General features: G+C 58.1%; 23 protein-coding genes. 8 read left to right on the top strand and 15 right to left on the bottom strand.

From position 1 onward, the window contains the following. Nucleotides 1–174, bottom strand: a complete 174-nt coding sequence (locus GOX73_RS11990; RefSeq protein ID WP_219635839.1) for a hypothetical protein — start codon at nucleotides 172–174, stop codon at nucleotides 1–3. Nucleotides 175–280: 106 nt separating this feature from the next. Between GOX73_RS11990 and GOX73_RS20935 the strand changes: the two genes are divergently transcribed. The 3 genes from GOX73_RS20935 to GOX73_RS11980 all read left to right on the top strand — a co-directional run bounded on the left by GOX73_RS20935 (nucleotide 281) and on the right by GOX73_RS11980 (nucleotide 1,687). Next, nucleotides 281–415 carry a hypothetical protein gene (locus tag GOX73_RS20935; RefSeq protein ID WP_255431662.1) on the top strand — a complete coding sequence of 45 codons (135 nt, stop codon included), beginning with the start codon at nucleotides 281–283 and terminating at the stop codon, nucleotides 413–415. Nucleotides 416–495: 80 nt separating this feature from the next. Further along, complete coding sequence (locus GOX73_RS11985; protein WP_171121877.1) at nucleotides 496–1,035, top strand: adenine phosphoribosyltransferase; 540 nt, start codon at nucleotides 496–498, stop codon at nucleotides 1,033–1,035. Nucleotides 1,036–1,204: 169 nt separating this feature from the next. Next, complete coding sequence (locus GOX73_RS11980) at nucleotides 1,205–1,687, top strand: fasciclin domain-containing protein (RefSeq protein WP_171125662.1); 483 nt, start codon at nucleotides 1,205–1,207, stop codon at nucleotides 1,685–1,687. A 36-nt stretch (nucleotides 1,688–1,723) separates the two neighbouring features. On the opposite strand, the gene GOX73_RS11975 is transcribed toward GOX73_RS11980, so the two are convergent. Then, nucleotides 1,724–3,139, bottom strand: coding sequence for an FAD-binding oxidoreductase (locus GOX73_RS11975; RefSeq protein WP_171134906.1), 1,416 nt, complete (start codon nucleotides 3,137–3,139; stop codon nucleotides 1,724–1,726). A 38-nt stretch (nucleotides 3,140–3,177) separates the two neighbouring features. Further along, nucleotides 3,178–3,999 (bottom strand): MBL fold metallo-hydrolase, encoded by an 822-nt coding sequence (locus GOX73_RS11970; protein WP_171125666.1) that lies wholly within the window; start codon nucleotides 3,997–3,999, stop codon nucleotides 3,178–3,180. Nucleotides 4,000–4,456: 457 nt separating this feature from the next. Between GOX73_RS11970 and GOX73_RS11965 the strand changes: the two genes are divergently transcribed. After that, on the top strand, nucleotides 4,457–4,759 hold the full coding sequence (locus tag GOX73_RS11965) for a hypothetical protein (protein WP_171125341.1): 303 nt from the start codon (nucleotides 4,457–4,459) through the stop codon (nucleotides 4,757–4,759). A 106-nt stretch (nucleotides 4,760–4,865) separates the two neighbouring features. Here GOX73_RS11965 and GOX73_RS11960 read toward each other — a convergent pair whose 3' ends face one another. The 3 genes from GOX73_RS11960 to GOX73_RS11950 are packed head-to-tail and all read right to left on the bottom strand — an operon-like array spanning nucleotide 4,866 to nucleotide 7,036. Then, entirely contained in the window at nucleotides 4,866–5,264 is a 399-nt protein-coding gene (locus tag GOX73_RS11960) for a cupin domain-containing protein (RefSeq protein WP_171125668.1), read from the bottom strand. Between the two features lie 58 nt (nucleotides 5,265–5,322). Continuing rightward, nucleotides 5,323–6,183, bottom strand: coding sequence for a phosphoenolpyruvate hydrolase family protein (locus tag GOX73_RS11955; RefSeq protein WP_171125670.1), 861 nt, complete (start codon nucleotides 6,181–6,183; stop codon nucleotides 5,323–5,325). A gap of 1 nt (nucleotide 6,184) precedes the next feature. Next, entirely contained in the window at nucleotides 6,185–7,036 is an 852-nt protein-coding gene (locus GOX73_RS11950; protein ID WP_371808597.1) for a Tm-1-like ATP-binding domain-containing protein, read from the bottom strand. A 9-nt stretch (nucleotides 7,037–7,045) separates the two neighbouring features. On the opposite strand from GOX73_RS11950, the gene GOX73_RS11945 reads away from it, so the two are divergent. Continuing rightward, nucleotides 7,046–7,207, top strand: a complete 162-nt coding sequence (locus GOX73_RS11945) for an amidohydrolase family protein (protein WP_171125672.1) — start codon at nucleotides 7,046–7,048, stop codon at nucleotides 7,205–7,207. Between the two features lie 274 nt (nucleotides 7,208–7,481). On the opposite strand, the gene GOX73_RS11940 is transcribed toward GOX73_RS11945, so the two are convergent. From GOX73_RS11940 to coxB, 9 genes are all read right to left on the bottom strand, one after another. After that, nucleotides 7,482–8,066 (bottom strand): GNAT family N-acetyltransferase, encoded by a 585-nt coding sequence (locus GOX73_RS11940; protein ID WP_171121872.1) that lies wholly within the window; start codon nucleotides 8,064–8,066, stop codon nucleotides 7,482–7,484. Further along, entirely contained in the window at nucleotides 8,066–9,328 is a 1,263-nt protein-coding gene (locus GOX73_RS11935) for a pitrilysin family protein (protein ID WP_171121871.1), read from the bottom strand. The genes GOX73_RS11940 and GOX73_RS11935 overlap by 1 nt, the downstream gene beginning before the upstream one ends. After that, entirely contained in the window at nucleotides 9,325–10,713 is a 1,389-nt protein-coding gene (thrC, locus tag GOX73_RS11930) for a threonine synthase (RefSeq protein WP_171125674.1), read from the bottom strand. Before thrC ends, GOX73_RS11935 begins: the two co-directional genes overlap by 4 nt. Continuing rightward, nucleotides 10,710–11,387, bottom strand: coding sequence for an SURF1 family protein (locus GOX73_RS11925; RefSeq protein ID WP_171125677.1), 678 nt, complete (start codon nucleotides 11,385–11,387; stop codon nucleotides 10,710–10,712). Before GOX73_RS11925 ends, thrC begins: the two co-directional genes overlap by 4 nt. A gap of 156 nt (nucleotides 11,388–11,543) precedes the next feature. Continuing rightward, entirely contained in the window at nucleotides 11,544–12,359 is an 816-nt protein-coding gene (locus GOX73_RS11920; protein WP_171125679.1) for a cytochrome c oxidase subunit 3, read from the bottom strand. 22 nt (nucleotides 12,360–12,381) lie between these two features. Then, nucleotides 12,382–12,957 carry a cytochrome c oxidase assembly protein gene (locus tag GOX73_RS11915; protein WP_171125681.1) on the bottom strand — a complete coding sequence of 192 codons (576 nt, stop codon included), beginning with the start codon at nucleotides 12,955–12,957 and terminating at the stop codon, nucleotides 12,382–12,384. Further along, nucleotides 12,957–13,118, bottom strand: coding sequence for a hypothetical protein (locus tag GOX73_RS11910; protein ID WP_162896804.1), 162 nt, complete (start codon nucleotides 13,116–13,118; stop codon nucleotides 12,957–12,959). Before GOX73_RS11910 ends, GOX73_RS11915 begins: the two co-directional genes overlap by 1 nt. Next, a complete protein-coding gene (cyoE, locus tag GOX73_RS11905; protein ID WP_171125683.1) occupies nucleotides 13,115–14,071 on the bottom strand; it encodes a heme o synthase in 957 nt (318 codons plus the stop codon). The genes GOX73_RS11910 and cyoE overlap by 4 nt, the downstream gene beginning before the upstream one ends. Nucleotides 14,072–14,144: 73 nt before the next feature. Then, complete coding sequence (coxB, locus tag GOX73_RS11900; protein WP_171121865.1) at nucleotides 14,145–15,056, bottom strand: cytochrome c oxidase subunit II; 912 nt, start codon at nucleotides 15,054–15,056, stop codon at nucleotides 14,145–14,147. A 175-nt stretch (nucleotides 15,057–15,231) separates the two neighbouring features. Here coxB and tldD point away from each other — a divergent pair, with 175 nt between their 5' ends. The 3 genes from tldD to topA all read left to right on the top strand — a co-directional run bounded on the left by tldD (nucleotide 15,232) and on the right by topA (nucleotide 20,793). Then, nucleotides 15,232–16,653 (top strand): metalloprotease TldD, encoded by a 1,422-nt coding sequence (tldD, locus tag GOX73_RS11895; RefSeq protein ID WP_171125685.1) that lies wholly within the window; start codon nucleotides 15,232–15,234, stop codon nucleotides 16,651–16,653. A 238-nt stretch (nucleotides 16,654–16,891) separates the two neighbouring features. After that, nucleotides 16,892–18,022 carry a DNA-processing protein DprA gene (gene dprA / locus GOX73_RS11890; RefSeq protein WP_171134905.1) on the top strand — a complete coding sequence of 377 codons (1,131 nt, stop codon included), beginning with the start codon at nucleotides 16,892–16,894 and terminating at the stop codon, nucleotides 18,020–18,022. A 152-nt stretch (nucleotides 18,023–18,174) separates the two neighbouring features. Next, the gene (topA, locus tag GOX73_RS11885) at nucleotides 18,175–20,793 is read left to right on the top strand and encodes a type I DNA topoisomerase (RefSeq protein WP_171134904.1); all 2,619 of its coding nucleotides are present in this window, start codon (nucleotides 18,175–18,177) and stop codon (nucleotides 20,791–20,793) included. The last annotated feature ends 24 nt before the right edge of the window (nucleotides 20,794–20,817 follow it).

Raw genomic sequence — 20,817 nt, 5'->3', positions numbered from 1 at the left:
TCAGTCGCTGGCGTTTTCCTTCATGAAGCCGCGAATGAACCGACGGATTTCCCGTGCGGCCGACGTATCCAATTCCTTGCACAACTCGACAAAAGCGTCGCGTTCATCCTTATCCAGGCGCAAGACCAACTGACTGTTTTTCTTGGTAGAACCCTTGCCGTCTTTCTTTCCCACGCGCTTTGTCCCCATCAAAACCTTGATTCTTTAAGCGATGCATTGTATATACATAGCATAGAAGATGTAGTTATCGAGCAACTAACAACAAAATAGGATTATGGCAATGAACCTTCACGCAGCTCAGGCATTTCTGTTGCGAGATCAGCGTAACTGGCGCAAACCTCACCTCTCGTGGCTGCCTGCCGCATTGTATCGTTATTACGGGTTGCCGAACTCGGTTTCGAAAAACCGCAAGTAATGCGGCGGCAATCTTTTCTTGCATGACCGATGCCAATGGGCCAAACAGCCCAGCGTGTTTTCACGCCAAAGGGGTTGGACATGTCCAGAAACAAGTCGGTCAAGGATTACATACGAACAATCGTTGATTTCCCGCATGAAGGGATCATGTTCCGCGATGTCACGACGCTGTTTGCTGACCCTCGCGGGTTCCGCATGGCCATCGACCAGATGCTGCACCCCTATGCAGGCGAACAGATCGACAAGGTCGTCGGGCTTGAGGCACGCGGCTTTATTCTGGGTGGGGCAATCGCACACCAACTTAGCGTTGGCTTTGTGCCGATCCGAAAAAAGGGCAAGCTGCCGGGGACCACAATCAGCCAAGATTATAAGCTGGAATACGGCGAGGCGATTGTCGAAATCCACGATGATGCCATCCAGCCCGGCGAAAAGATCCTGGTTGTAGACGATCTTCTGGCAACTGGCGGAACCGCCGCAGCCGGTATCAAGCTGATCGAGCGGCTGGGCGGTGAGATCGTTTCGTGCTCGTTCATCATCGACCTTCCCGAATTGGGGGGCCGCAAAGTGCTGGAAGACATGGGTATGGATGTGCACGTTCTATGCGAATTCGAAGGGCTTTAACGGTCAACCGATCACAGAATCGTGAGTGGAAACTTCAGCTCAGGCTGGCTTAGCGCCGGCCTGCCCTAGATCAACCCGACAAGATAGACATATTCAATGATCCTGTTTCGAGGGTTCACCGTACCCCTGTTGATGCCGCTGAAGGCATGCCAATAAGGGAAAGTCTATCATGTTTCGCAAACTCGCAATCGCTGGCGTAGCAAGCCTGTTCGTCTCATCAATCGCTTTCGCGGATGGTCACTCGAAAGACATCGTTGACACAGCCGTCGGTGCCGGCAGCTTTGAAACTCTTGTCGCTGCGGTTCAGGCGGCTGAACTGGTCGATACCCTGAAGGGCGAAGGCCCTTTCACGGTATTCGCGCCAACTGACGAGGCCTTTGCAGCCCTACCCGAGGGCACGGTTGAAACCTTGCTCAAGCCCGAAAATAAAGACCAACTGGTTGCCATCCTCACCTACCACGTGGTTCCCGGCAAAGTCATGTCAGGGGACCTGTCCGATGATATGAAGGCCGCCACAGTCCAAGGCGGAGAGGTTACGATCGACCTGGACAATGGCGTCATGATCAATGACGCATCGGTCGTTCAGGCGGATATCGAAACGTCGAACGGCGTGATCCATGTGATCGACAAGGTCATTCTGCCCGACTCGTAATTACCTTCTAGCGGTCCGGGTGATCCCGGGCCGCTCTTACGTCTTCAACACCGCACCGGGGTTCATGATCCCTTTCGGATCAAGCGCCGCCTTTATGGCGCGCATCGCGTCCAGCTTGACCGGGTCTCCGTATCTTTCCAGATCCCCCACTTTCAGACGCCCTACGCCATGCTCCGCGCTCACGGATCCACCGAACGCGTGCACAAGGTCATGGACCGCGCCTTTGATTTCGGCTCTCACCCCATCAAATTCTGATCGGTCACGTCCCTGCGTAGGGAAGACGTTGTAATGCAGGTTGCCGTCGCCCAGATGCCCAAAGCAGTTGATGCGAAAGCGACCTATCTTTTCGATCACACCCGCGCCTCTGCGAATAAACTCAGGTATCTCAGAGATCGGGACCGAGATATCGTGGCTGGACACCGACCCGATCAGCCTGTTGGCCTCAGGTATATGTTCGCGAACAGACCAAAGGTCCATGCGCTGCGCTTCACTTTGCGCGATCACTGCATCCACGACCAGATTTCGCGCATCCGCCGCTTCATAGAGACTTTCAAGTGCATCCATTGGCGACTGCCCGGCAGACAACCCGACCTCGATTAATACAGACCACTCAGGATGCGCGGCGAACGGCTGTCGGATGTCGGACAAAACCTCGGACAGGAATTGCAAACCCTGGCGGTGGATCAACTCAAACGCGCTGACGCTGTCGCCCATCTGGTCTCGGGCCAAGGCCAGCAGATCAATCGCCGCTTCGGGTGAGGCCACCTGCACCATCGCAGTTCCAGTGGCTGCCGGACGCGGAAACAGCTTAAGCGATGCTGCCGTTATGATCCCCAGCGTACCCTCGGCCCCGATCAGCAGATTGCGCAGGTCGTACCCGGTGTTGTCTTTCCGCAGGCGGCTTAGGCCATTCCAAATCTCGCCGTTCGGCAAGACGGCCTCCAGACCCAGACAAAGATCACGCGCATTGCCGTAGCGCAGCACATTGACCCCGCCCGCGTTGGTTGCAAGGTTCCCACCAATCCTGCAAGACCCCTGCGCCGCCAGCGACAGTGGAAAAATACGATTCTGACGCTGCGTAGCCAATTGAACATCTGCCAGAATTGCACCCGCCTCGGCAATCATCAGGTTTTCAGCAGGATAGACGGCTCGGATGGCGGACATCCGCTCCAGCGAAACAAGCAACGGGGCCGGGCCGTCGGGCATGATCTGGCCACCAACCAGCCCCGTACCGCCACCATACGGAACTACCGGTACAGTCGCCTCTGACGCCAACCGAACCAGAGTCGAAACCTCCTGAACCGACCGCGGCAGGGCCAACAGCCCGGCCTTACCGTGGAACCGGCGGCGAGGTTCCTCAACATATCGTTCGGATACGGGTCGCAGCACATCGTCACCCAAAGCGGCGCGAATGCGATGGGCAAAGGTATCATCTGCCGGGTTCAGTCTCATGCCCTTTCCATGCCCAAGCCGCGCCTGCGCCACAAGCCCTATTCCAGATCGATCAGGTATTGCGGCTCCAGAACAACAACGGTTGGCCGGTCGGGAAGTGTCTTCAAAGACACCGTAATTTCCGAAACCCCGTCCCGCTGCACAGGGAATTCATCGCGGATATCGACCAGAAACCGATCCAGCGAAAAGCCCGAAAACCAGTGCATCGGAATAATGACCGAGCTTTTCAACCGTTTCAGCACCTGGATCATATCCGGCAATGGCATGGTCGTACCACCATCCACGGCGGCCATTACCACGTCCAACCGGCCCAGCGCCGCGAATTGTTCGTCTGACGGAACATGATGCAGATGACCCAGATGCCCGATGCACAGCCCTTCGACCTCGAATACGAAGATGGAATTGCCACGTTCTTCGATACCACTATAGGCCGAGCGGATGTCGGTTGAGACATTGCGCACCAGCATCTCACCCAGATCAAGGTAGTGGTCGATACCTTGCCCGAACTCTCCCCAACCGGGCAGAACGTGCGGAATGGCTGGATCAGGATGAGCGGTCCAGTGGGTGCTATGGGCGTGATTCATGGTGACAATGTCAGGAATCAGATCAGCACCGCCAATGAAGCCGGTGAAATCCGTCACCGCGTTCAATCCACCCTGCGTCTGAATCAGGAAAGAGGCATGAGCGACATAGCTGATCCGAACCGAAAATTCGGGAACCGGTTCCTGCCACGAAGCCTTGTGAACGTATTCAATTCCCGGCGCCGCATCGGCGATGGCAATACAGTGGCTGGGCCGCCGCTCCTGCGCCGCCGCCCCACCCGAGATCACCAACAATGCCGCTGCTACCGTCCAACGCATGACTTGATTGTAGCGCAAGCGTTCGCCAAGTCATGCCCCTTATTCTTCTGTTCAAAAATACTTCGGGGGAGGTGGGGCTTGCCGCGACGGGGGTAGCGCCCCCTACCCCGTTCGATCGGTACACTTCTCCTAAGGTCGAGAAACCATCGCCCTTGAATGCGATCGCTAAGACAACGCCCCAAGCGCAAACGCCAAATTCTACCCTGAACGGACAGTCGCCGCTGGATAGGCGGCAAGGGACGCTTCAACAGTGCCAGTCTCACTTATTCCGGAACTTCAGCTGCGCGTATTCGCTCATCAATCCTATCAGCATGACGGTTGTAGTTCCGGTTTTGCAGAAACAACGATCGGTATCTGCTGACCGAGGCGTCCGGCTACCTTGCAAAAAGCTCACGCTTCGCCACAGCACACGCCTGCTCTTCACCAGCTTCGTGCAAACAAGTTACGAATTGGACGTATGTCGAGAAAATCGTCGGATTTTGGGCAAATGCCGCGCGACCATACGGAAGATATTCTGCGCCAAGCCGCTTTAAATAGAAAATCGAACAACACATGGCAAGATGGACTCGGAAGGCCAGTGGGTCGCGCGGGCAAAGACGAATGGCGTGCGCGGCGCTCCGGTCATGCAGGTCTCCAAGAAGACGGGCAACATTCGCGCCGTGCCTTTGTTGTTAAAGACGCAGAGATGAATGGCACAGTAAGATACCTTGGCGTCGAACTTGAAGATGCCTTGGCAATAAGGGAGGCCATTGAAATCTGAGCCTCCCGCAACGATCCAGCGTCTTGGCCTACGTGCCAAATTCTGAAAATCTTTGGGTATCGCTCACCCGTGACTGTCGCTGGTGCTTGAGGCTTTTGCCGCGGATTTACCGCAGACCGTTCCAAGGCGCTTGATCCGCGACGTCTTCGATCTCGTACCCCATTTCTCCGACGCATGGTCCCAAAATGGCCAGAAGCGTTGCATCATGATCACCAATGTTAAAAGTGGCGTGGACCACATCTGCGCCGATAAAAACCGAATCCCCCGGTCCCATCTCGCGCTTTTCCTCACCAAGCCACTGCTCGACCTTGCCTGCGACGCAATAGATAACCTCTTCCTGATCGGGGTGCTTGTGAAAATCGTGGCCATGCCCCGGCGCAAGGCTGACTTCAATCACAGTGAGTTGCCCTGCACCTGTTGCGGGCGGATTGCTCATCCATTTCAACTTGCCCCAATCAAGCGTTTCCTGCGGTGTCTCCGCCGACAGCATGAATTTTCCGATCATCCCAATTCTCCGGTAGTGTTTTGGTTTCGAAATACTTCTGAACCTTGTGGCTTTGTCGTCAAGCGACTCCTTTGGAGCGTTCCGCACCCCGCCGCAGGTTGCCGAACTCGGCGGTCTGGGCTGTGATCGCCCGTTCGGTCGGCAGACGTTCCATTGATGATGCACCGTAAAAACCGTGGCAATCCGGGCAGAGGTCAAGGAATCTCTGTGCGTCCTCCGGCTCGGCCAACGGACCGCCATGGCAGATAAAGATCAGGTCATCGCGATAGGTCCGCGCCGCTGCGGCCCATTCGTCGTAAAGCCGCGCACATTCTTCAATATCGGGTGCGCTGTCGCCTGCCCCGATTGATCCGCCTGTGGTCAGGCCGAAATGCGCCACGATCACATCCGCGCCCGCCTTGGCCATCTCGGCGGCGTTGTCTGCACTGAACACGTAGGGCGTGGTCAGCAGATCGCGCTCACGCGCCTTGGCGATCATCTCGACCTCCATGTCATAGGACATGCCCGTAGCCTCAAGTTCGCGCCGGAAGCGGCCGTCAATGATGCCGACGGTGGGAAAGTTCTGCACGCCCGCGAACCCCATTGCCCCCAGATCGTCCAGAAACTTATCCATCAAACAGAACGGGTCGGTGGCGTTCACACCCGCCAAGACCGGCGTGTTTTTCACAACGGGCAGCACCTCACGCCCCATGTCGACCACGATTTCATTGGCGTTCCCGTAAGACATGTACCCCGCCAGCGACCCGCGACCGGCCATGCGATAACGGCCCGAGTTGTAGATGACGATCAGGTCGATGCCGCCGGCCTCTTCACATTTGGCGGATAGGCCAGTACCTGCACCGCCTCCGACAATGACCTGATCTGCTGCGATTTTGGCCCGCAGGCGGCCAAGGATTTCTGCGCGTCCTGTGACTGCCATCTCAATTGTCCTTCCGGTTGTAAATTTCGTTGAAATTGCTGATCGCGGCCTCGGCAAAGGCGGGATCGTTGATATGCAGATCCAGCTCGACAAGTTGCCGGTCAGGTGCCTGGACCACCGTGTCGCGCAGCGCCTGGAACAGTGCCTCATTTGCCGCTGGATCGTAGAAAGCACCACCTTCGATATCCAGCGCCGAGACCCCACGCAGAGGCAGCAGGAAGCGCACCGGCCCCTCACAGGCGTTCAGCTTGTTGCCGATCCATACACCGATTTGGGCGCATTCCTCGGGGGTCGAGCGCATCAGCGTGACCTGCGCGTTGTGATGATAAAAGTTGCGGCCTTTGAATTGCGCGGGCACCGAGTCGGGGGACCAGAAATTCGCCATGTCCAACGCCCCGCACGAGCCGACATAAGGCAGTTTGCTACGCGCAATGCTGTCGAGACGCTCCTCACCCGCGCTGAGGAAACCGCCTACGATCAAGTCGCAAATCTCGGTCGTCGTGATATCCAGCACGCCCTCCACGTCGCCCTGATCGACCAGTTGTTCCATCGACCGTCCACCGCTGCCGGTAGCGTGGAAGACGAGGCAATCGTAATCGTCGGACAACCCTTCAGTGATGGCCTGAACGGCTGGGGTCGTGACACCGAACATCGACAGAACCAGAGCGGGGCGGTCATCCGTGGCCTCGGGCACCTCATTGGCCATCATACCGGCTAGCGCGTGCGCCGCGTTGCCCAGCAGTTTGCGCGACACACGGTTCAGACCGGATACATCCGTTACCGGGTGGAACATGTTCACATCTGACGCGCCCACATAGGCTGAGACATCGCCCGACGCGAGCGTCGAGACAATTCTGCATACTTGGATTTCGCCGATGAGGAGCTTGGCTCAATTGAAATCGGCAAGCTTGCCGATTTTATTGTGCTTGACCGCAACCTCTTTGAAATACCAATCACGGAGGTCAGTGAGGCGCAAATACTAAAGACGTTTGTCGAAGGTGAGATGGTTTTTGAAGCCGAGTAACGTTTTTGAGTGGTGAATATCCAGCCTTCTTGCCGCGCGTGCCCGTCATTGGCACGCCTTGATGAATTGGTCGCTTCCGGCCCAAAACAGACCGTTGTCGCGGCAATAGCCTATGAGCTGTCCGCCGCTTCCATCTATCCTGAACGCCACTAGGTTCGTTGCGCACTCATCGCATAGCCGGTGGAAAATGCCCGAGGGCGTAAGTGAATTGGGCTCACGCTGACAAATACGGGATGGTACCAGCCAAAAGTGCATTCGACGCCTTGGCTGTGCCCTACCCAGCGTCCGTCTTGCCGCGCCGATCCGAGCGCAGACAGGCGTACAACACATGCGTCCGCCACCGCCCGTTTATCTGTAAATAGGACTGCGCCACGCCCTCATATTTGAACGCCGACCGCTCCAACAACCCGCGCGAAGGTTTGTTTTCGGGCAAACACGCTGCCTCGATCCGGCTCAGGTCAAGTCGGGTAAACGCATGGTGCACGACCGCGCCAATCGCCTCGCGCATATAGCCATTGCGCGCATAAGCCTGCCCGGTCCAATAGCCCAGCGTCCCCGCCTGTGCCGGTCCGCGGCGGATGTTGTCCAGCGTGATCGCACCCACCAGCACATCATCCTCGCGCCGGAACAGAAACAACGGTATCGCCGTCCCACTCGCGACCGAGCGCTGCGCCCAATAGACCCGGTTGGTGAAGGACTTGCGGCTAAGGTGATCCTTGGCCCAGATCGGTTCCCACGGCGTCAGGAACTCTTTCGAGGCCCGCCGCAGCGCGGCCCAATCGTTGAAATCGGAATGAACCGGCGGGCGCAGACTAAGACGCGCTGTCTCAAGTTTCAGCTTACGTCGGCCCAACAGCATCACGCCGCACGCCTCTCCTGCAATTCTGCCAGCGTTGGCGCGCCGGATACCGGGCCGTACAAGGCCAGCGCGGCCGGAGCACTGATCGCGAGACGTTCAGCAAAATCGCGAACGTCGACGGTGCTGACAGCGTCAATTTTAGCGATTGTTTCTTCAAGCGGCGGCACGTCGCCCCAAATCTGGACCAGCCGCGCCAATCGCTCGGCCCGGTTCGATGGGCTTTCCAACCCCATCAGCATTCCGGCCTTCATCTGTGCGCGGGCACGGGCAACTTCTTCGGGGTTCATGTCATCGGCGGCGCGCTTCATCTCGTCGATGGTGATAGTCGCCAGTTCGCCAACCTGATCAGCCGAAGTTCCGGCATAAATCGTCGTGGTCCCGGTATCAGCATAGGCTCCGGTCTGCGCGAAAATCGTGTAGCACAGGCCCCGAGTCTCTCGGACTTCCTGAAACAGCCGCGAGGACATGCCACCCCCCAGCGCTGTCGAGTAAATCTGGGCCGTATAGATCGCATCATCACGGTAGCCCGGGCTTTCAAAAGCCAGCGCGAAATGGGCTTGTTCCAAATCCTTTTGCTGTCGGGCTTCCCCGCCTGTAAACCGGGCTGCTTCGGCAATCAAACCTTTGCGCGGATGCAGATGGCCGAACATCTCTTCGGCCATTTTCATCAACGCGTCGTGGTCCACCGCACCAGCCGCCGACAAGATCATCTGTTCCGGCCCATAGTGCTCGGACACAAAACCGGACAGATCCTCACGCGAAAACGCAGAGACCCGCTCGGTCGGCCCCAGAATGGTGCGGCCTAAAGGCTGGTCGTGATAGCTCTGCTCTTGCAGCCAGTCGAAAATCACATCGTCGGGCGTGTCATATGCCTGACCGATTTCCTGCAGGATCACGCCGCGCTCAACCTCGATCTCGCGCGGGTCGAAAACCGGGTTCAGAACGATGTCGCCGATCACGTCCATGGCCAGCGCCACGTCATCTTTCAGAACACGCGCGTAATAGGCCGTCACCTCGCGCGAGGTATAGGCGTTGATATATCCGCCCACATCCTCGATCGCTTCGGCGATTTGCAGCGCGGAACGCCGCTCGGTTCCCTTGAACGCCATATGTTCAAGGAAATGCGCGATGCCGTTCTGTTCGATCCGCTCATGCCGCCCACCGGCGGTCACCCAGATGCCGATGGCCGCAGATTGCAGCCCCGGCATATGTTCACTGACGATCCGAAATCCGTTCTTCAGCTGGTCTTGTCTGACAGTCACTCGGCGATATGCCCTTTGATATGATCCTCGAGGGCACCCAGATCATTGGCAATCCGCGTTACCCGTTCCGGACGTTCATACAGATCAGACATGCGGGATGGAAGAGGCGGATGTACCCCGCTCGCCTTCTCGACCGCCGCCGGGAATTTCGCCGGATGTGCGGTGGCCAAAGTGATCATCGGAACCTCTGCCTTGCGATGCTCCTCACCGACCTTGATACCAATGGCCGAGTGCGGGCAGACCAGCTCAGCGCTATGGGTCAGCGTCTGCTTGATGGTCTCAAGCGTTTCATCCTCGGACACACGGCCAGAGTCAAAGCTTTCGCGCAGCGCCTCCATTGCGCCTTGGCTGATGTTAAAGCCGCCAGTCTTCAGTTCATCCATCAATTGTGCCACGGCGCTGCCGTCCTCGCCATAGGCATAGTACAGCGCCCGTTCAAAGTTCGAGCTGACCTGAATATCCATCGACGGGCTAATCGAAGGGATGGTGTCGCCTTTGAAATACCCCTCACCCGAGAGACAGCGATGCAGGATGTCGTTCTGGTTCGTCGCCACCACCAGACGGTCGATGGGCAGGCCCATACGTTTGGCCAGATAGCCCGCAAAGATGTCGCCGAAATTGCCGGTGGGCACGGTAAAGCTGACCTTGCGATGCGGCGCGCCAAGGCTGACGGCGGCCGAGAAGTAATAGACGATCTGCGCCAGTACCCGCGCAAAGTTGATCGAGTTCACCCCAGCCAGTTTCACCCCGTCGCGGAAGTCGAAATCGTTGAACATATCCTTCAGCGCCGCCTGACAATCGTCGAAGTCACCATCCACAGCCAGCGCATGAACATTGCTGTCGGCAGGCGTGGTCATTTGACGGCGCTGCACCTCGGACACACGGCCATGCGGGAACAGGATGAACACGTCCACAGCGTCCAGCCCCCGGAACGCCTCAATCGCGGCTGAGCCGGTATCACCACTGGTCGCGCCCACGATGGTCACGCGGTCATTGCGCCGTTTCAGGGCCACTTGGAACAACTGACCGATCAGTTGCATGGCGAAGTCCTTGAAGGCCAGTGTCGGCCCGTGGAACAATTCCAGCAGAAAGTGGTTTTCGTTCAACTGTTTCAACGGCGCGCGGGCGTCGTGACCGAAGCCTTCATAGGCACGCTCGATGATGTCTTTGAACTCATCTTCCGAGAACGAGCCGCTGACATAGGGCCACATCACGCGGAACGCGATTTCTTCATAGGGCAGACCGGCCAATGCCGCGATCTCATTATGGCTCATCACCGGAATCTCGGCGGGCAGGTACAGGCCACCGTCGCGGGCCAATCCAGTCAGCATCGCCTCTTCAAAGGTCAGTTCCGGCGCTTGGCCACGGGTCGAGATGTATTTCATTGCGTTTCACTCTTTGCAGGGGCGCGGTTGCGCCACAGGAAATAACCAGTCATCGCGGCCCAGACCAGAGCCAGACCAAACCATGTGATTGCGTATTGCAGATGATCGTTCGGGATGCCCGCCGTATCCACTGGCAAGGGCGTTATGCCGGGATCGGTTTCCGATCGGGCGATCAACAGTATCGGCTCTGCCCCAAGCGCAGCGGCCAGATTGGGCACGTCGCGCGCGAACCAGATGTTCGCGTCGATATCGGCTTCGGGTGTATAACTGTCGATCTCTTCCGGCCAGTGCAGGTTGCCGGTCACGGTCATTGGCCCATTCTGGCGTTCGGCCTGTTTCTCGGTGGTCGGCACAAAACCGCGATCCACCATAATAGTTCGGTCCTGCGTGCTGAACGACTGGATAATCCGATACCCCGCCCCGACCTGTTTGACCGAGACAAGAACGTGGATTTCCCCCGGCTCCATATCACCCGAAATCGTGACTGGCAGGTATTTGTCAGCATCTGCTGAAATGGTCTGCGGAAGGCTCACGGGTTCTGCCGCGATGCGTGCGTCGATTTCAGCCAGAACACCCTCTTTCCAGGCAAGCCGCTGCATCTGCCAGATGCCCAGCGAGATCAGCACGCCCAGACCGGCGACACCAAAGATCAGCAGGAACAAAATGCGGCGCATGGCGGGGTCGTGACCTTATTGCAGAAACCGGCGTCTTGTTAAGGGCGGAGCGGTCCCGATTGCAACCGCGCAATTGTGTGGGGCGCAATCTTGCGTCCAAGTAAGGAAAAAGCCGCCCCAACGGGCGGCTTTTGCATTTGGTTCACCTGATCAGCGTCACATCAATGGGGCTTGTCCCCAGATGTAGACAGCGAAGAACAGGAACAGCCAGACAACGTCAACGAAGTGCCAGTACCAAGCGGCAGCCTCGAAACCCACGTGCTTTTTTGGGGTAAAGTCACCGCGAAGGGCACGGATCAAACAGACCGTCAGGAAGATCGTCCCGATGATGACATGCGCGCCATGGAAACCAGTTGCCATGAAGAAGTTCGAGTAGAACTGATCGCCGCCGAATTCCCAGCCTTCATGGGCCAGCAGTTCATAGTATTCAAACGCTTGCAGGAAGGTAAATGCGATACCCAGTACAATGCCGATCGCTAGGCCATTGATCAAAGCCTTGCGATCATTGTCATGTACCAACGCGTGGTGCGCCCAAGTAATCGCGCAACCCGACAGCAGCAGGACCAGAGTGTTGATCAGCGGCAGGTGGAACGGATCAACCGCGTGGATATCCGGCTGAATGTATTCGGTGCCGGCATAGTCGTACATCGGATACATACGATGTTTGAAGAACGACCAGAACCAGGCAAAGAAGAACATCACCTCGGACATTACGAACAGGATGAAGCCATAGCGCAGGCCAATACGCACAACCGGCGTGTGATCCCCGGCGCGGCTTTCAGCCACCACTTCGGACCACCAGGCAAACATGGTGTAAAGAACGGCCACCAGACCCATCCAGAACATGAACGACGTAACGCCGTGCATCCACAGGACGGCTCCGAAAAGCATCACAAAACCACCGATCGCGCCGATCAGCGGCCAGATCGACGGGGCCAGAATGTGATAATCATGGTTTTTAGCGTGTGCCATCAGCGTCCCTCACCTAAAGGCATTAGTTCGTTGTTGTATCAGCCTGCGCATCTAGGGCGGCATAGCCCTCGGGCAGGTCAATTTCGTAGAATGTATACGACAGAGTGATCGTATGCACATATTTCGCTTCCAGATCCTCGACCATTTCAGGGTCGACGAAAAAGCTTACCGGCATCTGAACCCGCTCGCCGGGTTCAAGCACCTGTTCCTCAAAGCAGAAACAAGCGATTTTCTGGAAATAGCCACCCGCAGAATACGGCGCGACATTGTAAGACGCCTGCCCCGCAATCGGGCGATCGGTCGGATTATATGCCTCATAAAAGGCCAACCCGGTCTCGCCGATGCGCACTTCCATCTCGCGCTCGACCGGTTTGAATTCCCACGCCATATCTTTGGCTTTGGACGCATCAAAGCGGACGGTGACAGTACGGTCGAGAATGTCCTCGGGCGCGGCCTCGGCCACACCAGTCGTGCCGCCAAACCCGGTGACGCGGCAGAACCAGTCATAAAACGGCACCGCAGCCCATGCGAGGCTTCCCATCAGGATCACCACGCCAACGGTCTGCGCAACAGTCTTCTGAGGACCTGACAGCGCCATCAGTTCTGCACCTCTTGCGTGGCCATATTGAAGTCGGTGCCCGAGACTTTGACGATCGTCAGACCGAAGATGATCACGATAAACGCGGCCAACGTCAGGCCAACACCCAAATTGCGGCTGAACCGGCGCTGATGCAGTTCATGGCTTTTTCGCAAGCTCATGACCAGCCTCCCAGACCATAGGGTCTCAGCAATGCCTCAACCAGAATCGCACCGAAATGCAGGAAAAGGTACAGCAGCGATAACTTGAAGAAGCTCCGCTCAACCTTGAAGTTATCAGCTTCCGAGTCGTCTTCGGTCCGACGCGCGATTGCCCATGCGCCCCGCAGGAACAAGGCATTCATCACAACGGCTACGGTCAGATAGATCGGGCCACCAATGCCCGAAAACGCCGTTCCAACGGCCAGCGTCGCCAGAAGCGCGGTATAGATCAGAATGTGCCAACGGGTTGCACGGCGACCATGCGTTACGGTCAGCATCGGCACACCGGCATCGTCATAGTCCGAGCGCATGAACAAGGCCAGGGCCCAGAAATGCGGCGGCGTCCACATGAAGGTCAGAGCGAACATAAGCCACGGTTCGATCGACATCGAGCCCGTGGCAGCAACCCAGCCGATTACCGGCGGGAACGCCCCTGCTGCGCCACCAATTACGATGTTCTGGGGCGTCAAGCGCTTCAGCCACATCGTATAGACGACAACATAAAAGAAGATCGTGAACGCAAGGAATGCCCCTGCGAACCAATTGGTTGCCAGCCCCAGCATAATGACGGACAGGCCCGACAGCGCCAGCCCCAGCGACAACGCCTCGCGTTCCTGCACTTTTCCAGCCGGAATCGGGCGGCCCTTGGTGCGTTTCATCACCCGGTCGATATCCGCATCCCACCACATGTTCAGCGCGCCAGACGCGCCGCCACCGATAGCGATGAACAGGATTGCACAGAAACCGACGAACGGATGCACCGATACCGGCGCCGCCACCAGCCCCACCAAAGCCGTGAACACCACCAAAGACATCACACGTGGCTTCAGCAAAGCGAAATAGTCGCCAAAGCTGGCCTCATCCGCGTGCGCCGTGGCGGTCACTTGGCTGGCATTGATGCTTGCGTCGCTCATGTCCGGTCCTTTTGGGGCAAAAGCTGCGCGATCCCCGCGCAGCCTGCTTGTTTCAATCTAGGCCGTTTGCGGCTTAGTTCGAGGCAACCTGATACGAGGCTGGCTGACCCGCGTACTCTTCCAGAGCACCCTGTAGCCATTCCTCATAGGCCTCTTCGCTAACCACTTTGACGGTGATCGGCATATAGGCGTGGTCCTTGCCGCACAGTTCCGAACACTGGCCGAAATAGACGCCCTCTTTGTCGGCCTGGAACCAAAGCTCGGCCAGACGACCGGGAACACCGTCCTGCTTTACCCCGAAGGACGGGATGGTCCATGAATGGATCACGTCTGACGCGGTCACCTGCATCACAACGATCTTGCCAACCGGAACAACGACGGCAGTGTCCGTGGCCAGCAGCCACTCGTCTTCACCATAGCCGGAATCTGCAAGCTTGGCCCGCATCGCATCATCCAGAACGAACGGCGTGACATCTGCGTCAGCCGGGCGCGCACCCTCGTCCAAAGTGGCCGGGTGGCCCAGCAGATAGCTGTCGAAGGCAAAGTCATGGTCAACGTATTCGTAGGTCCAGTACCACTGGTTGCCGACGACTTTGATAACCACGTCACCTTCGGGAATTTCCTGCTGCTTGAACAGAACCGGAAGTGAGAAGGCGCCGATGAAGACCAGAATCAGGATCGGGCCCAAGGTCCAAGCGATCTCAACTGGGGTGTAATGAGAGAATCGCGCCGGCGTCGGGTTTACGCGGCTATTGTAGCGCACGATGCAGTAGACCAGCAGTCCGGCAACCAACAGGCAGATAGCGGTGATGATCACCAAAATCATTCCGTCCAGCCGGTGAATCCCCTCGGCCAGGCTGGTGGCTGCGGGTTGGAAACCCAAACCGCCATCAACCGGCTTGCCAATAATTTCAAGCTCCTGAGCCATGGCAGGCAGGCTGGAGAGGGCTGTCATGAGCCCCGAAAGCATCAAAGCATTCTTCATTTTCTGTCCTGATCGTTTGATCTTTGCGTCCCTGGCGAAAAGGTGTGAATCGGTCGCACCTCTCCCGTTGTCTTTGGCAGCGTTAAAAACCATATTCCGGGTGGTAGATAAAGCAAAATGCTTGCGTCAAACAGACGCTATTTTTGATCTGGATCAAACTCGAAAGGTCCCACCCATGACGAATGACCCGTTTCGCCCCTTTGAAAGCGCCCTTCCCCACGACGAAGCGCTTGCGGTTTTGCAATCTGCCACCGCCGGGGCCGAGGACGGAGAGTTGTTTGTGGAACGCCGAAAATCAGAAGCTCTGGTCTTTGACGACGGGCGTTTGCGCACTGCGTCTTACGATGCCTCCGAAGGGTTCGGCCTGCGCGCGGTTCAGGGCGAGGTGGCGGGTTATGCACATTCCACCGACGTCTCGATCCCGGCGCTGAAACGTGCTGCAGAGACAACGCGCCTGGCCGTCGGCGATGGTGGCGGCACCTTGGCCAGAGCGCCACGCGCCACCAATACACGCCTTTATACAGACGAGGACCCGATCGAATCCGCCAGTTTCCCGGTCAAGATCGAGACCCTGCGCGAGATTGATGCCTTCGCCCGTGATCTTGATTCCCGTGTCGTTCAGGTCAGCGCCACGATTGCGGCTGCGGTGCAAGAGGTCGAGATTCTACGCCCAGATGGCGTGATCGTCGGTGACGTACGCCCGATGACCCGCCTGAACATATCGGTGATCGTCGAGCAGAATGGCCGGCGCGAAAGCGGTTCGGCGGGCGGGGGCGGTCGTGTGGGGCTGGACGGGCTGATCGACCCTTCCGACTGGCAGGACAAGGCACAAGAGGCGCTGCGGATCGCACTGGTCAATCTGGACGCCATCCCAGCGCCCGCGGGTGTGATGGAGGTCGCGCTTGGCCCCGGCTGGCCCGGTATTCTGCTGCACGAAGCCATCGGACACGGGTTAGAGGGGGATTTCAACCGCAAGGGCAGCTCGGCCTTTGCAGGGTTGATGGGTCAGCAGATCGCCTCCAAAGGCGTGACCGTGGTGGATGACGGCACTATCCCGGACCGTCGCGGCTCGATCTCGGTCGATGACGAGGGTACGCCAAGCTCGCGCACCGTTCTGATCGAGGACGGTATCCTGACTGGTTACATGCAGGACCGCCAGAATGCGCGCTTGATGGGGGTTGCGCCCACCGGAAATGGCCGCCGACAAAGCTATGCCCATAAACCGATGCCGCGTATGACCAACACCGTCATGCTGGGCGGCGACGCGGACCCCGCATCGCTGGTGGCCGATATCAAGGACGGTATCTGGGCTGTCGGCTTTGGTGGCGGGCAGGTGGATATCACCAACGGCAAATTCGTCTTTTCCTGCACCGAGGCCTACCGGGTCGAAAATGGTAAGATCGGTGCGCCGGTCAAAGGCGCGACCTTGATTGGGGACGGCCCGTCTGCCCTGAAGCGTATCCGCGGGCTGGGCAACGACATGGCGCTAGATCCTGGCATGGGCACATGTGGCAAGGACGGCCAATGGGTGCCAGTCGGCGTCGGGCAGCCGACTGTTCTGATGGACGGCCTGACTGTCGGCGGATCGGCGGCATAAACTAGAATCGCGACGAATTTTGTGGGGCGCAGGGTTAATACTGCGCCTCGATTCCTGCTTGCGCTGTCCAGTGGCGCTCAGGCCACGCTTGCGACGCGTTTATATTTTCCATTGATTTTCAGATTGTTACGCGAAAACACTAGTTCAACCTACAAAAATACCAGAAAAATTTGAACGGATTCAGAAGCTGTTAACCACTCCAGCCGTAAACCAGTTCTGCAATCAGGCGGAGCAACGGATGACCGAGGAGCAGCTTTCTTCCAATCACCCCACACTCCCACCCACCACGGAAGAGGATCGGTTTTCCTGGCTTCGTCTGTTGCGCTCGCGCAAGGTTGGTCCAGCGACGTTTCGTCGACTGCTGCGGGAACATGGCTCGGCGCAGAATGCGCTGGCCGCGCTGCCTGAAATGGCGCGCGCTGCCGGAATAAAAGGGTATGAAATCTGCCCGCCCGGTGTGATTGAGGCGGAACTCAAGGCCGCAAAAGCCGCCAACGCGCGGCTTTTGTGCCTTGGGGCCGCTGACTTCCCGACCGCTTTGAATGACCTGAATGATGCACCGCCGATGTTGTGGGCAGTCGGTGATGTATCACTGCTGCAAAACCCATCGGTTGCAATGGTCGGCGCACGTAATTGTTCATCGTTGGGTGCGCGCATGGCGCGCGGGCTGGCTACCGATCTGGGCAAGCATGGATATGTGATTGTCTCCGGTCTTGCCCGCGGGATCGACACGGCGGCCCATATCGCGGCGCTGGACGTTGGCACTGTGGCTGTCATGGCCGGAGGGGTCGACGTGATCTATCCGTCAGAAAACACCGATCTGGCCCATAAAATCGCCGAAAACGGATTGCGGGTGTCGGAACAACCGATGGGCGTGACGCCTCAGGCCCGTCATTTCCCGCGCCGCAACCGGATCATCTCGGGCCTTTCACAGGCGGTTGTGGTGGTCGAGGCCGCGGCCAAGTCCGGCAGCCTGATCACTGCGCGCGACGCATTGGATCAGGGGCGCGAAGTTCTGGCCGTGCCCGGCCACCCCTTTGACGCCCGTGCCGCGGGGTGCAACCTGCTGATCCGCGACGGCGCGACTCTGGTACGCTCGGCGGAAGACGTTGTCGAAGCGCTGCCCAAACGTGAAATACCTTCACCCGTGCAAGCCGAACAGCCCCCCCGAACAGACAATTCTGAAGCTAACGTAGAATCGCTGCACGCGGCGATCCTGACGCGCCTCGGGCCGTCCCCGATTGCCGAAGATCAACTGATCCGCGATATTGCGGCCACTGCCGGAGAAATCGGCCCGGTGCTGGTAGATCTGGAATTGGACGGGCGCATCCAAAGACAACCCGGCGGACTTCTATCGTTATCGGCCTGATCGAACGAATGCGCCATTGTTCTACCCGTATCACTTTGAAATCACCGCCAAATCGCTTTGGCAAAAGGAACGCATTGACAATTCGCTCTTGCCCTCCACATTTTGCACCATCATAGAAGGCGCCAAATTCGTCGAGCGAGGTTTTCCCTTAAATGCCTGTAGTTGTTGTAGAATCCCCTGCCAAGGCCAAAACGATCAACAAATATCTTGGCGATGACTACACGGTTCTGGCGTCTTATGGTCACGTGCGTGACCTGCCGCCCAAGGACGGATCTGTCGATCCTGACCACGAATTCGACATGAAATGGGAGGTTGGCAATGACAGCCGCAAGCATGTCAAAGCGATCGCCGACGCGCTGAAAGAGGACAACGCCCTGATCCTCGCCACTGACCCTGATCGTGAAGGCGAGGCGATCAGTTGGCACCTGCAAGAGGCGCTGACCAAGCGCCGCTCGATCAAAAAGGACACGCCGGTCAGCCGCGTGACCTTCAACGCGATCACCAAGGACGCCGTGACCGAAGCGATGCAGAACCCCCGTCAGGTCGATATGCCTTTGGTCGAGGCTTATCTGGCCCGTCGCGCACTGGATTACTTGGTGGGCTTCAACCTGTCCCCCGTCCTGTGGCGTAAGCTGCCCGGTGCGAAATCGGCGGGGCGTGTGCAATCCGTCTGTTTGCGTCTGATCGTCGAGCGCGAGATGGAGATCGAGGCGTTCAAACCGGTTGAATACTGGTCGGTCAAAGCGCTGTTCGAAACGCCGCGTGGTCAGACCTATGAGGCGCGTCTGGTCACTCTGGCCGGGAATAAACTGGATAAGCACGACCTGAAGAACGCCACGCAGGCCGAACTGGCCGTTCAGGCAATCACCAGCCGCGCTCTTACCGTGACCTCGGTCGAGGCGAAGCCTGCGGCGCGCAACCCCAGCGCTCCGTTCATGACCTCGACCCTGCAGCAGGAAGCCAGTCGCAAATTCGGCATGGGCGCGCGCCACGCAATGCAAGTGGCGCAGCGGCTGTATGAGGCGGGCTACATTACCTATATGCGGACCGATGGCATCGACATGGCCCCCGAGGCTGTGGCCGCCACCCGCGATACCATCACCGACCGCTATGGCGCGGAATATGTGCCTGACAGCCCCCGCATTTACAAGAATAAGGCCAAGAACGCGCAGGAAGCGCACGAATGTATCCGCCCTACCGACATGTCGCGCGACGCCAACGATTTGAAGGTGACGGATGAGGATCAGCGAAAGCTGTATGATCTGATCTGGAAGCGCACCATCGCCTGCCAGATGGCCGCTGCCCGGCTGGAGCGGACCACCGTTGAGATCGGCAGCGATGATGGTCAGGTCGGCCTGCGCGCAACCGGTCAGGTCGTGATGTTTGACGGGTTCATGCGCGTCTATGAGGAAGGCCGCGACGACGTAGCGGATGACGACGACAAGCGCTTGCCACAGATCACGCAGGGCGATCCGGCGCGGTTCTCTAAGACCTCGCTCAAGGATCAGCTCGCCAAGGCCGAGGACAAAGCAGCGGTTCTGTCTGAAAACGAAGCGGTTCTGGCCCTGCAACATCACACGCAGCCCCCCCCGCGCTATACTGAGGCCACCCTGGTCAAACGAATGGAAGAACTGGGGATCGGGCGCCCCTCCACCTATGCCAGCATCGTGACCACGATTCAGGACCGCGAATATGTGCGCAAGGACAAGAACCGGCTGATCCCCGAGGAAAAAGGCCGGATCGTCACGATCTTTTTGCTGAATTTTTTCCGGCAGTATGTGGGATACGAATTCACCGCCAATCTGGAAGGTGAGCTGGACGATGTCAGCGCGGGCGAGCGTGACTACAAAGACCTGCTGGGCAAGTTCTGGCGCGATTTTTCAGCCGCGATTGGTGAGACATCGGAACTGCGCATTTCCGAAGTGCTGGACAAGCTGGACGAGGCGCTGGCCCCGCAGCTTTATCCACCTCGTGAAGACGGCTCTGATCCCCGTGTCTGCCCGAAATGCGGTGTAGGTCAGCTGCACCTGAAAACCTCGCGCACAGGCGGGTTTGTGGGCTGCGGCAACTATCCGGAATGCACCTATACCCGCCCCATCGCGGGCGAAGGGGCCGAGGGCGATGAGCGCCTGCTGGGTGAAGATGCAGGCGATGAGATCTGGCTGAAATCCGGTCGGTTTGGTCCTTATGTACAGCGCGGCGAACCCACGCCCGAGAACAAAAAGCCCCCCCGTGCGTCCCTCCCCCGTGGGTGGAGCAAGGATGACATGGATCTGGACAAGGCGCTGACACTGTTGTCTTTGCCTCGCCAGATCGGCGAACACCCCGATGGCGGCATGATCAGCACGAATTTCGGACGTTTCGGGCCATATATCATGCACCAACTGCCGGACGAGGCGAAGCCGGTTTATGCCAATCTCAAGGACCCGAACGATGTGTTCGAGATCGGGATGAACCGCGCAGTCGAATTGCTGGCCGAGAAACGCGCAAACCCGGGGCGCGGACGGCGCGCGGCGGCAAATCCGCTCAAGGAACTGGGCGATCACCCCGATGGCGGGGCAATGCAAGTGCTGGACGGGCGCTATGGGCCATATGTGAAATGGGAAAAGGTTAATGCAACCATTCCCAAGGACATCAAGCCCGAGGACGTGACGCAGGAAATGGCCATCGAACTGGTCAACGAGCGCGCCGCCAAGAAAGGCACTAAAAAGAAAGCCGCGCCGAAGAAGAAGGCAACGGCCAAGAAGACGACCAAAAAGGCAGCCTCATAGGTAGAAATACCACCACCCCCTTGG

The organism is Ruegeria sp. HKCCD7221 (genome assembly GCF_013031225.1).
Classification (GTDB): domain Bacteria; phylum Pseudomonadota; class Alphaproteobacteria; order Rhodobacterales; family Rhodobacteraceae; genus Ruegeria.
The sequence above is the reverse complement of the archived record's forward strand: the minus strand, read 5'-3'. Positions and strand labels throughout refer to the sequence as shown.

What these genes read in the sequence shown, in the direction of transcription:
- cyoE (WP_171125683.1), bottom strand. Translation starts at nt 14,071, where the DNA reads ATGAGCGACGCAAGCATCAATGCCAGCCAAGTGACCGCCACGGCGCAC.
- GOX73_RS11980 (WP_171125662.1), top strand. Translation starts at nt 1,205, where the DNA reads ATGTTTCGCAAACTCGCAATCGCTGGCGTAGCAAGCCTGTTCGTCTCA.
- topA (WP_171134904.1), top strand. Translation starts at nt 18,175, where the DNA reads ATGCCTGTAGTTGTTGTAGAATCCCCTGCCAAGGCCAAAACGATCAAC.
- thrC (WP_171125674.1), bottom strand. Translation starts at nt 10,713, where the DNA reads ATGAAATACATCTCGACCCGTGGCCAAGCGCCGGAACTGACCTTTGAA.
- GOX73_RS11970 (WP_171125666.1), bottom strand. Translation starts at nt 3,999, where the DNA reads ATGCGTTGGACGGTAGCAGCGGCATTGTTGGTGATCTCGGGTGGGGCG.
- GOX73_RS11975 (WP_171134906.1), bottom strand. Translation starts at nt 3,139, where the DNA reads ATGAGACTGAACCCGGCAGATGATACCTTTGCCCATCGCATTCGCGCC.
- tldD (WP_171125685.1), top strand. Translation starts at nt 15,232, where the DNA reads ATGACGAATGACCCGTTTCGCCCCTTTGAAAGCGCCCTTCCCCACGAC.
- GOX73_RS11915 (WP_171125681.1), bottom strand. Translation starts at nt 12,957, where the DNA reads ATGGCGCTGTCAGGTCCTCAGAAGACTGTTGCGCAGACCGTTGGCGTG.
- GOX73_RS11985 (WP_171121877.1), top strand. Translation starts at nt 496, where the DNA reads ATGTCCAGAAACAAGTCGGTCAAGGATTACATACGAACAATCGTTGAT.
- coxB (WP_171121865.1), bottom strand. Translation starts at nt 15,056, where the DNA reads ATGAAGAATGCTTTGATGCTTTCGGGGCTCATGACAGCCCTCTCCAGC.
- GOX73_RS11940 (WP_171121872.1), bottom strand. Translation starts at nt 8,066, where the DNA reads ATGCTGTTGGGCCGACGTAAGCTGAAACTTGAGACAGCGCGTCTTAGT.
- GOX73_RS11965 (WP_171125341.1), top strand. Translation starts at nt 4,457, where the DNA reads ATGTCGAGAAAATCGTCGGATTTTGGGCAAATGCCGCGCGACCATACG.
- dprA (WP_171134905.1), top strand. Translation starts at nt 16,892, where the DNA reads ATGACCGAGGAGCAGCTTTCTTCCAATCACCCCACACTCCCACCCACC.
- GOX73_RS11920 (WP_171125679.1), bottom strand. Translation starts at nt 12,359, where the DNA reads ATGGCACACGCTAAAAACCATGATTATCACATTCTGGCCCCGTCGATC.
- GOX73_RS20935 (WP_255431662.1), top strand. Translation starts at nt 281, where the DNA reads ATGAACCTTCACGCAGCTCAGGCATTTCTGTTGCGAGATCAGCGTAAC.
- GOX73_RS11955 (WP_171125670.1), bottom strand. Translation starts at nt 6,183, where the DNA reads ATGGCAGTCACAGGACGCGCAGAAATCCTTGGCCGCCTGCGGGCCAAA.
- GOX73_RS11925 (WP_171125677.1), bottom strand. Translation starts at nt 11,387, where the DNA reads ATGCGCCGCATTTTGTTCCTGCTGATCTTTGGTGTCGCCGGTCTGGGC.
- GOX73_RS11960 (WP_171125668.1), bottom strand. Translation starts at nt 5,264, where the DNA reads ATGATCGGAAAATTCATGCTGTCGGCGGAGACACCGCAGGAAACGCTT.
- GOX73_RS11910 (WP_162896804.1), bottom strand. Translation starts at nt 13,118, where the DNA reads ATGAGCTTGCGAAAAAGCCATGAACTGCATCAGCGCCGGTTCAGCCGC.